Here is an 11,505-nt window from a genome sequence, read left to right as displayed (position 1 = left end):
GAAGCCGGGCACCGAGATTCCCATCGTGTACACCGGCTTGCGCCCGGGCGAGAAGCTCTTCGAGGAGTTGTTCCATCCCTTGGAGAATTACACCGGTACCGCGCACGCGAAGATCTTCCTGGCCCAGCATCGCCAGGTGTCGTGGGAACTCCTGCAGGCCCAGTTGGCGCGCGCGCGCGATGCGGCCACCGACTACGACGACGAGGCCCTGCAGCGGTCGATTGCCGCGCTGTTGCCTTCCTTCCGATGGAACGACGCCGTGCTAACGGACAACGTCGTACCGTTGCGCGCGACCGACCACGGAGAACAGGCATGACCAAACCGCTGCGCAAAGTTGTTTTCCCCGTTGCCGGGCTCGGCACACGCTTCCTGCCTGCCACCAAGGTGGTGGCCAAGGAAATGCTGCCGGTGCTCGATCGCCCGCTTATCCAGTACGCGGTGGACGAGGCGGTGGATGCCGGCGCCGACACCCTGATCTTCGTCACCAACCGCTATAAGCACGCCATTGCCGACTACTTCGACAAGGCCTATGAGCTTGAGGCGAAGCTGGCGGAGAAGCGCAAGGACGAACTGCTGGCCCTGGTGCAGACGGTTTTGCCAAAGCATGTGCGCTGCGTGTTCGTGACCCAGCCAGAGGCCTTAGGGCTGGGCCATGCGGTGCTGATGGCCAAGCCCGTGGTGGGCAACGACGAACCCTTCGGCGTGATCCTGCCCGACGACCTGATCTGGAACCAGGGGCCCGGCGCACTGCGCCAGATGGCCCAGGTGGCCCACGACGAGGACGCCGGCGTGATCGCGGTGGAAGAAGTGCCCCACGAGGACACCGACAAGTACGGCATCGTCGCCACCGATGAAGCGAAGGGCCGCAGCGCCCGCATCCACCACATGGTGGAAAAGCCCAAGCCGGCCGATGCGCCGTCGAATCTTGCCGTGGTCGGCCGCTACGTGCTGCCCGGCCGCATCTTCCAGTTGCTGGAAGAAACCACCCCTGGCGCGGGCGGCGAGATCCAGCTTACCGACGCCATCGACCGACTGCTCAAGGGCGACGGCAAGGTACTGGCGCACCGTTTCGAAGGCACGCGCTTCGATTGCGGCAGCAAGGTGGGGCTGGTCAAGGCCACCATCCATTTCGCCCTGAAAGACCCCAAACTCGCCGCCGCGGTGCACGAGGCGGTGGCTGCCGGTCGCGCCTGATCGACCAGCCCAGGATGAAGCGGTGGGGGCCTGGGCGGTAGACTTGCCGGCCAGCCCCCACATCGCTGCCCATGCTTCGCCTTACCGACATCCAGCTCCCGCTCGACCATCCCGACGACGCCCTCGAGCGCGCGATCGGCACGCGCCTTGGCGCGGATGCGGCGAAGATGCGCAGCTTTACGGTGTTCCGCCGCGGCTACGATGCGCGCAAGAAGTCGGCGATCACGCTGGTGTACACGGTGGATGTGGATATCGCCGACGAGGACGCAGTACTTGCGCGGCACGCGGGCCAGCACGTGAACCTGTCGCCCGATACCTCCTACAGGTTCGTCGCCCACGCCACGGATGGTGAAACGCGACGCCCCATCGTGATCGGCACCGGCCCTTGCGGCGTGATGTGTGCGCTGCTGCTCGCCCAGATGGGCTTCCGGCCGATCGTACTCGAGCGTGGCAAGGCCGTGCGCGAGCGTACGAAGGATACCTGGGGCCTGTGGCGTGGCCGAAACCTCGTTCCCGAATCCAATGTGCAGTTCGGCGAGGGCGGGGCAGGCACGTTCTCCGACGGCAAACTGTGGAGCCAGGTGAAAGACCCGAAGCACTATGGAAGGAAGGTGCTGCTGGAATTCGTCAACGCCGAGGCGCCGGAGGAAATCCTTTATGTGAGCAAGCCGCACATCGGCACATTTCGCCTGGTGAAGATGATGGAGAGCATGCGTGCCAGCATCATTTCCCTGGGTGGGGAATTCCGCTTCAGCGCGAAGGTCACCGATCTCCTGCTCCATGACGGCAGCATGCGGGGCGTGCGTCTCGAATCGGGCGAAGAACTGGCGTCGGACCATGTCGTGCTGGCCATCGGGCACAGCGCGCGCGACACCTTCGCCATGCTTCACGAGCGAGGCGTCTTCGTCGAAGCCAAGCCGTTCTCGATCGGCTTCCGCATCGAGCACCCGCAGTCGCTGATTGATCGCGCCCGCTTCGGCCCCAGCGCCAGGCATGATCTGTTGGGCGCGGCCGACTACAAGTTGGTGCACCACGCCGGCAATGGCCGCTCGGTGTACAGCTTCTGCATGTGCCCCGGCGGTACCGTGGTGGCGGCAACGTCCGAGCCGGGCAGGGTGGTCACCAACGGCATGAGCCAGTATTCGCGCGATGAACGCAATGCCAACGCGGGCATCGTGGTGGGCATTTCACCGGAAGACTATCCCGGTGGACCACTGGCCGGCATTGAATTCCAGCGCGCCTGGGAATCACGCGCGTTCGAGCTTGGCGGCGGCAATTACGATGCCCCCGGCCAGCTGGTGGGCGACTTCCTGGCTGGTGTCGCGTCCACGTCGCTCGGGTCCGTCGAGCCGTCCTATAAGCCTGGCGTCCGCCTGGGTGACCTTGCCACCGCGTTGCCCGACTACGCCATCACTGCCATGCGCGAGGCGCTGCCGGCTTTCGACCGGCAGATCCGGGGCTTTGCCATGCACGACGCGGTGCTTACGGGAGTGGAAACGCGTACGTCCTCGCCCATCCGCATCCGTCGTCACGATGACTCCCTGCAGAGCATCAATACCCCTGGCCTTTATCCGGCGGGCGAAGGTGCCGGCTACGCCGGGGGCATCATGTCGGCGGCGATCGATGGTATCCGTGTCGCCGAAGCCGTGGCATCGTCGATGGTGGGCGCCCGATAGATAGCGCCGGTACGACGCCCCCGGCCGTCCATCATCGGTGGGCTGTATGCCAGAATAGCGCCCGGGTCCCGTCATAATTTTCGGCGAGGATTGTTGGGGAAATCGGGTAGTGCATCAAACCGCCGTGGGCCAGCGCCCGCGGTGGACAGGTGCGTACCCGCTTAGGACGCGGCGGCGCCGCGAATGACGTTGGGCATCGATCAGGACCGATCATGGATCTGCTGCGTTTTCTTGCTTCCCTTCCGCTGCGCCTGGCGCGCGGCCTGGCCTGGCTGCTTGCCCTCATCCTGCGACCGGTGTTCGGCCAGATGAGCTGGTCGGCGCCGGGATGGGTGCCGGCCACGGGCAAGGCGGCGCGCAGCCATCCGCTTAAGTTCACGGGTACCGTCGCCGCCGTCCTGGTGGTACTGGTGGGTGGGTGGTTCGGCTGGCACTGGTGGCAGAACCGGCCCAAAGCGGTGGAGCCCAACCGCATTACCTTCCAGGTGACGGCCCCGGCCGTCACCGCGTACGACGAAACGCCGATCACCATCCATCCGCTGCTGGTCCGCTTTTCCGGTTCCGCCGCGAAGATCGAAGCCCTGCACAAGCCGGTGACCGACGGTATCGCCATGTCGCCGAAGCTGGCCGGCTCCTGGACCTGGGACAACGACCGCCAGATGCGTTTCGTACCGGCCGAGGACTGGCCGGTGGGTCAACACGTGGAAGTGCGCCTGGACAAGGTCAAGCTGTTCGCGCCGCAGATCGTGCTTGCCGAGGACCATTTCGATTTCGATACCGCGCCGTTCACCGCGCGCATCGCCAGCGGCGAGTTCTACCAGGACCCGCAGACCCCGACCATGAAGAAGACCATCGTGCAGGTGGCCTTCAATTATCCGGTGGACCCGGCGCAGTTCGAAAAGCACGTGGCACTGCAGCGCCTGGACGCGAAGGGCGGCAAGGACGGCGACCTGAAGTTCACCGTCACCTACGATGAGCGCAAGCTCAATGCCTATGTGCATTCGCAGCCGCTTGACCTGCCGCGCGACGATAGCGCAGTGCGCCTGGTAGTGGACAAGGGAACGCGCAGCGTACGCGGTGGTGACGGCGTGGACAAGGCGCTGACCACCGACGTCAAGGTCCCTGGCCTCTACAGCCTGAAGATCGACGACATTTCAGCAAGCCTGGTGGACAACGAGAAGTTCGAGCCCGAGCAGGTGATGGTGATCAATGTCGGTGGCGCCGTCAGCGACACGGACCTGGCCCGGCGCGTTCGCGCCTGGGTGTTGCCCAAGTACCAGCCGGGTACGCAGCACGAGGAGGATGCGCCACCGGATGACTGGTCGATCGACCAGGTCGGCCAGAAGCTGCTCAAGGGCAGCAATGCACTGAAGCTCGATGTCATCCCCACCGAGAACGACTACGCGGAACTGCAAAGCTTCCGCTTCAAGGCCGAGCCTGGCCAGCGCATCTACGTGCGCGTGGAGAACGGCCTGACGTCCTTCGGCGGCTACGTGCTGGGCCAGCCCGTGGCCCAGGTGGTCACCGTGCCCGACTACCCGCGCCTGCTGCGCTTCATGGCCGATGGCGCGCTGTTGTCGATGTCCGGCGCCAAGCGGGTGTCGGTGGTATCGCGCAACATGCCTGGCATGAAGCTGGAGATCGGCCGCGTGCAGCCGGACCAGCTGCAGCACCTGGTGAGCCTCAATGGCGGTACCTACGCCAAGCCGCAGATGTATGGCCTCACCTCCGACCACATCGTCGATCGCTTCGAACAGAAGGCATCCTTCCCCGCGGGCGACCCCGGCAAGGCGCACTACGAGGGCGTGGACCTGGGCAAGTACCTGGCCTCGGGCAAGAAGGGCGTGTTCCTGCTCAAGCTCACCGGCTACGACGAGAAGGCCGAGAAGAAGGCCGAAGCTGCCAAGGCCAAGGCGGAGGAGGAAGCCGCCAACGGCGCCGTGGGCGCGAAGGCGCCTGGGGATGACGCTAGCGATGACAGTGTTGGAGGTCAGAGTGAAGACTCCGACCCCGCCGACGGCAGCGATGGCGCCGAGGGTGAGGGCGACTCCGCTGACAATGCCGCCGCCGATGTGGCTTCCATCATCGACGAGCGCCTGGTGGTGGTGACGGATCTTGGCGTGTTGGCCAAGCAGTCGCTCGACGGCAGCCAGGATGTGTTCGTGCAGTCGATCCGTACCGGATCGCCCGTGCCTGGCGCCAAGGTATCGGTGGTGGCCCAGAACGGCCAGGAACTCTTTACCGGCACCACGGCCGCCGACGGCATGGTGCACTTTGCCAGCCTCAAGGGTTTCGATCGCGAGAAGAAGCCGACCATGTACGTGGTGCGTTCGGGTGAGGATCTTTCCTTCCTGCCAATCGGCGCCTACGACCGCAAACTCGACTATTCCCGCTTCGACATCGGCGGCGAGCCCAATGCCCGCAGCCAGGGCCAGCTCACCGCCTATCTTTTCTCCGACCGAGGCATTTACCGCCCGGGCGACACCTTCCACATGGGCCTGATCGTCCGCGCTGCCACCTGGACGCGCAGTGTGGCCGGCATCCCGCTGGTGGCCGAGGTGGTCGACCCACGCGGCACCAGCGTGCGCCAGGAACCGGTGGCCATGAACGAGGCCGGTTTCGCCGAAATGAGCTACACCCCGGCCGAGGCCGCGCCCACTGGCAACTGGACGGTAAACCTCTACATCGCCAAGGACGGCAAGCCCGGGGCGCAGATCGGCAGCGGCAGCGTGCAGGTGAAGGAATTCCAGCCCGACCGCATGAAAGTGGCCGCGAAACTTTCGCAAGTCGTCGCCGAAGGCTGGGTCAAGCCCGCGCAGCTTAAAGCCATGGTGGACGTTGAAAACCTGTTCGGTACGCCGGCAGCCGACCGCCGCGTGGAGGCCACGCTCACCCTGCGCCCGGCCTTCCCGCAGTTCCGCTCATACCCCGATTACCACTTCTACGACATTCGCCGGGCCAAGGAGGGCTACGAGGAATCCCTGCAGGACGGCAAGACCGACGACAAGGGCCACGCGGAGTTCGCGCTGGACCTCACCAAATACGCCGACGCCACCTACCAGCTGTACTTCCTGGCCAAGGCCTACGAGGCCGAGGGCGGCCGCAGTGTCGCCGCCGCCACGCAGAGCATGGTGTCGTCCAACGATTTCCTCGTCGGCTACAAGGCCGTGGACAACCTTGAGTACGTCACCCGCGACGCCGTACGCAACGTCAACCTGGTAGCGATCGACCCGTCGGCGAAGAAAACCGAAGTTGCGGGCCTGAAGAAGGCCATCGTCGAGACGCGCTACGTGTCCGTGCTGACCAAGCAGGACTCAGGCGTCTTCAAGTACGAATCGAAGAAACGCGAGTCGACCATTTCCGAGGAAGCGTTGACCATTCCCGCCGCCGGCCTGGACGTCACGCTGCCTACCGGCAAGCCAGGCAACTTCGCCTTGGTCGTGCGCAATGCGCAGGACAAGGAATTGAACCGCGTGGAGTATTCGGTGGCCGGTGACGCCAACGTCTCGCGCTCGCTCGAGCGCAATGCGGAGCTTCAGCTCACCCTGTCGAAGAAGGACTATGCCCCGGGCGAGGCGGTGGACATCGCCATCCGCGCGCCCTATGCCGGTAGCGGCCTGATCACCATCGAGCGCGACAAGGTATACGCGCACGCCTGGTTCCATGCCGATACCACCAGCTCCGTGCAACACATCACGGTGCCTGCGGATTTCGAGGGCAACGGCTACATCAACGTGCAATACATCCGCGATCCGTCCTCGGACGAGATCTTCATGAGCCCCTTGAGCTTCGGCGTGGTGCCGTTCTCGGTGAACCTCGATGCCCGCCGTAACGGCATCAAGGTGGAGACACCCGCGCTCGTCAAGCCGGGTCAGACGGTAACCTTCCACCTGACCTCGCCCGCGCCGACCAAGGCGGTGGTATTCGCGGTGGACGAAGGCATCCTGCAGGTGGCCCGCTACAAGCTGGGCGACCCGCTCACCTTCTTCTTCGCCAAGCGCATGCTCGAGGTGAACACCTCGCAGATCCTCGACCTGATCATCCCGGACTTCGAGAAAGTGATGTCGATGGCGGCTCCGGGTGGCGACGCTGACGGCGGCATCGGCCGCCAGCTCAATCCCTTCAAGCGCAAACGCGACAAGCCGGTGGCGTACTGGTCGGGCATCGTCGACGTGGATGGTAGCCGCGACTTCACCTACCAGGTGCCTGATTACTTCAACGGCAAGCTGCGGGTGATGGCGGTGAGCGTTGCCGCCGACCGCATCGGTACCTTCGAAGGATCCACCACCGTACGCGGCGACTTCGTGCTGTCGCCCAACGTACCCACCACCATCGCCCCGGGCGACGAGGTGGAGGTGAGCGTGGGCGTGGCCAACAACCTCACGGGCCTCAATGGCAAGGAAGTGCCGGTTACCGTTGCGTTGAAAACTGGCCCGCAGCTACAGGTCGTGGGCGCGGCCAGCCAGCAGCTCGCCCTGGGCGAGATGCGCGAAGGCGTGGCGCTGTTCCGGGTGAAGGCCACGGATCTTCTGGGGTCGGGGAATTTCACTTTCACCGCTAGCTACGGTGACAAGAGCGCCAGGCAGAGCGTGGACGCTTCGGTGCGTCCGGCCTCGCCGATGCGCACCCAGGTGGACGTCGGCCGTGTCGATGCGCATGCGCGCGTCGATCTGCCGGGCCTGCGCCAGATGTATGACGCCTTCGCCCAACGCCAGGTATCGATGTCCACGGTACCCGTGGTGCTGGCCCAGGGCCTGGCGGCGTACCTGGTGGACTTCCAGCACTACTGCACCGAGCAGGTGATCTCCAGCGCGATGCCGGCCCTTATCCTTGGCAAGCGGCCGGAGTTCGGCAAAGTCACGCGGGCGCACGACGCTGACGGCAAACTGTCCGCGGCCGATCCCGTGGCGGCATTGTTCGATACGCTGCATGCGCGCCAGAACGGGCAGGGCGGATTCGGCCTGTGGGCTGCAACGCCCGATACCAACGGCTTCATCACCGACTATGCCGTGCACTATCTGCTGGAAGCACGCGATCGCGGCGTAGCGGTTCCGCAGGACATGCTTGATGCCGGCAATGGGGCCTTGCGCCAGATTGCCGCCAACGAGGGCGAGGATTCGCTGGCGTCGCTGCGCCAGCGTGCCTACGCCATCTATCTGCTGACTCGCCAGGGCACCGTGACCACCAACTACCTGGCCTCCGTGCAGCGGCGCCTGGAAGAGGCGTACGCGCCGCAGTGGAAGTCCGATGTCACGGCGGCATGGCTGGCGGCAAGCTACCAGCAACTGCACCAGGACAAGCAGGCTGCGCAGCTGATAGCCGGCCCGCTGAAGCTGCTCACGCGCACACCGGCCGAAGAAGCCTACAGCTACGATTACTACTACGACCCGGTGATCCGCGACGCTACGGTGCTGTACATCCTGGCCAAGCACTTCCCGGACCGCGCGAAGGCGCTGCCGCCCCAGGCGGTGGAAAATATCGTGCGCCCCATCGGCAAGGGCCACTACAACACGCTGTCGTCGGCCATGACCATCCTTGCACTGGATGCCTGGGCCACCAACGCGGCGGGCGACCTGTCGAAACTCGCCATCAACGAAGTTGCCGCCAGCGGTGCAGTGAAGTCGATAGGCAGCGCCAATGGCAGCGTGCTGCAGGGCTCGTGGTCGGCATCGACGCCACGCCTTCGCCTGGTGAACGACAACGATGGCACGGCGTGGTACGCGGCAAGCCAGACCGGCTTCGACCGCACGGCGCCCGGCGCACCGATCAAGGACGGCATCGAAGTGGTGCGCGAATACACCGACACCAGCGGCAAGACGCTGGACAAGGTCACCATCGGTGAGGAAGTGGACGTGCACGTGCGCATCCGCGCCACCGGCAAGGACGGCGTGGGCAACCTTGCCATCGTCGACCTGTTGCCCGGTGGCTTTGAACCGGTGATCGAGCCGCCGCCGGCCGATGCCGCGCCCGTGGCGGATGCGTCGCAGGAAGAGGGTAGCGCCGATGCCGACGCCACCTCCGCTCCGGCCGCGTGGCGTGCGCCGATCGGCCTTTCCAGTTCCACCTGGAAGCCTGAGTACGCCGATGTCCGCGAGGATCGCGTGGTGATCTACGGTATCGCCACCCCGGACGTGCGCGAGTTCGTCTATCGCATCAAGGCCACCAATGCCGGCCACTACATCGTGCCGCCGGCCTATGGTGAATCGCTGTACGACCGTAGCGTGCAGGCACGCTCGGCCGGTGGCACGACGATCGACGTCGTGCGAAGCAAATAGGAGTGATGCCAGGTGTCCGCGGGGAGGGGTCCGGGGTCAGAGTAATAACTCTGACCCCCACCAACCCCTGACCCCCGCCAACCTCGCGACGAAGCTCGATGAAACGCGTGCGTCTTCCCCGTTGGCATAATGTCCTGGTGGCGTTGCTGCTGATCTGCGCCGTTCCCGTCGGTTTCCGGCTGTGGCCGCACGCGCCGCTTCGCCAATGGCTGCCGTCGTCCACGGCGCTCTATGACCACGATGGCCGCCTGCTGCGCCTGACCCTGGCCAGCGACCAGCGCTATCGCCTTTGGGTGCCGCTGGAGGATATCGCTCCACCCGTGGTCGAGGGCGTGCTGCTGCACGAGGACCGCTGGTTCCGCTGGCATCCGGGTGTCAACGCCTGGGGTCTGGCGCGTGGCGCGTGGGTCACCTATGTTCGCCATGGCGACCCGCAGGGTGGCTCCACCATCACCATGCAGCTGGCCCGGCTGATGTACGGGCTCAACACACGTACACCAGGCGGAAAATTGCATCAGGCGTGGGCCGCCATGGTGCTGGAGTTGCGCTACTCCAAGCACGACATCCTCGAGGCGTATCTCAACTACGCGCCGTACGGGCGCAACGTGGAAGGCGTGGGCGCGGCGAGCCTTGCCTACTTCGGCAAGTCGCCGTCGGCTTTGAACCTTCCCGAAGCGCTGGCCCTGGCCGTGATCCCGCAGGACCCCACGCGCCGCCTCCAGGCCGCGGGCGGAAGCGGCGATGCGGTGATCAATCGCTGGCTTAGCGTATCGCGCAATCGCCTGTTCGAGCGCTGGGTCAGGGTCCATCCGGAGGCTGCCGCGCAACGACCCCTCTTCGCCTTGCCACTGGCCTTGCGCCCGCTTTCGCAACTGCCGTTCGAAGCACCGCACTTCGTCGAACAGGTGCTGGCCACGCGGCGTATCACGGGCGGCTCCGACATGCGCGTGGCGACCACGCTGGACCTCCGCCTTCAGCACAGCCTGGAGCGCCAGTTGCGCAGTTACGTGGCCCATCGCGGCGACCGTGGCATCCGCAATGCGGCGGCGTTGCTGGTGGATACCCGCGACATGGGCATCAAGGCCATGGTGGGCTCGGCCGACTATTTCGACTCGTCGATCCAGGGACAGGTCAACGGCACGCAGGCGAAGCGTTCACCCGGGTCAACGCTCAAGCCCTTCATCTATGGCCTGGGCTTCGACCAGGGCGTGCTGCATCCGCAGACGGTACTGCGTGACGTGCCGTCGGCTTTCGGTCCGTACACGCCTGAGAATTTCGACGGGCGGTTCTTAGGTCCGGTAACCGCCACGCAGGCGCTGATCCGCAGCCGCAATATCCCCGCGGTGTACGTGGCCTCGCGGCTGAACAACCCGACGCTGTACCAATTCCTGAAGGACGCCGGCATCAGCCGCATGGCCAGCGAGCAGCACTACGGCCTGGCGCTGGTGCTTGGCGGCGGTGAAGTGACGATGCAGGAATTGGCGGGCCTGTACGCGATGCTCGCCAACCGCGGTGAATTGAAGGCCCTGCGCACGCTATCGACCGACCCGATGTCCGCCGGAACGCGGATGCTGAGCGAGGAAGCCAGCTTCATGGTCATGGACATCCTGCGCCAGAACCCGCGTCCGGATGACGCGCTCGCGGCGCAGCCTTCGCGTCTGCCGGTGTACTGGAAGACGGGTACGTCCTGGAGTTTTCGCGATGCCTGGACGGCCGGGAGTTTCGGCCCGTATGTGCTTATCGTCTGGATTGGTAACTTCGACGGGCAAGGCAACCCGGCCTTCGTCGGCGTGGATGCGGCGGCGCCGTTGTTCTTCCAGATCGCCGATGCCCTGCGCGCGGAGAACCCGGGGCTTGCCGAGCCCATCCGGCGCAATCCCGCCAACCTCGCGAAAGTGTCGATTTGCCTCGCCAGCGGCGACCTGCCCAATGCGTGGTGCCCGCAAACGGGAACCACATGGTTCATCCCGGGCAAGTCGCCGATCCGGGTCAGCACCATCCATCGCGCGGTGGTGTTCGACACCACCACCAACCAGCCAGCGTGTCCGCCTTACGATCCACGCCATATCCGCACTGAAGTCTTCGAATACTGGCCCTCGGACCTGCAGCGTGTATTCGCCCAGGCCGGCATTCCGCGCCGGCAGCCACCGGCCCTGCCTGCCTGCCAGGGAGCCGGACAGGCGGACGGCTCACCGCCGCGGATCACTTCGCCCATGCGTGGCACCACCTACACCATGCGTGTCTCGCGCCTGGGCACCGAGCAGATCAGTTTTTCGGCCACCAGCGATGCCGATGCCCATGAGCTCTACTGGTTCGTCGACGACGCCTACCTTGGCAAGTCGAAGGCCGGCGATGCGCTG

General features: G+C 65.3%; 5 protein-coding genes. All 5 read left to right on the top strand.

Annotated elements, in window-relative coordinates:
- On the top strand, nt 1-316 hold a 316-nt coding region (locus tag VK519_RS16885), incomplete at its 5' end, for a polysaccharide biosynthesis protein (RefSeq protein WP_324351698.1).
- Nucleotides 313-1,194 (top strand): UTP--glucose-1-phosphate uridylyltransferase GalU, encoded by an 882-nt coding sequence (gene galU / locus VK519_RS16880; protein ID WP_324351695.1) that lies wholly within the window; start codon nt 313-315, stop codon nt 1,192-1,194. The genes VK519_RS16885 and galU, both read left to right, overlap by 4 nt.
- A 71-nt stretch (nt 1,195-1,265) precedes the next feature.
- Nucleotides 1,266-2,870, top strand: coding sequence for an NAD(P)/FAD-dependent oxidoreductase (locus VK519_RS16875; RefSeq protein WP_324351693.1), 1,605 nt, complete (start codon nt 1,266-1,268; stop codon nt 2,868-2,870).
- A gap of 212 nt (nt 2,871-3,082) precedes the next feature.
- Nucleotides 3,083-9,145: an alpha-2-macroglobulin gene (locus VK519_RS16870; RefSeq protein WP_324351691.1), complete on the top strand. Its 6,063-nt coding sequence runs from the start codon at nt 3,083-3,085 to the stop codon at nt 9,143-9,145.
- Between the two features lie 98 nt (nt 9,146-9,243).
- On the top strand, nt 9,244-11,505 hold a 2,262-nt coding region (gene pbpC, locus VK519_RS16865), incomplete at its 3' end, for a penicillin-binding protein 1C (RefSeq protein ID WP_324351689.1).

The organism is Pinirhizobacter sp. (assembly GCF_035317885.1).
Lineage (GTDB): Bacteria > Pseudomonadota > Gammaproteobacteria > Xanthomonadales > Rhodanobacteraceae > Pinirhizobacter.
This window is presented reverse-complemented; position numbering and strand designations above follow the sequence as displayed.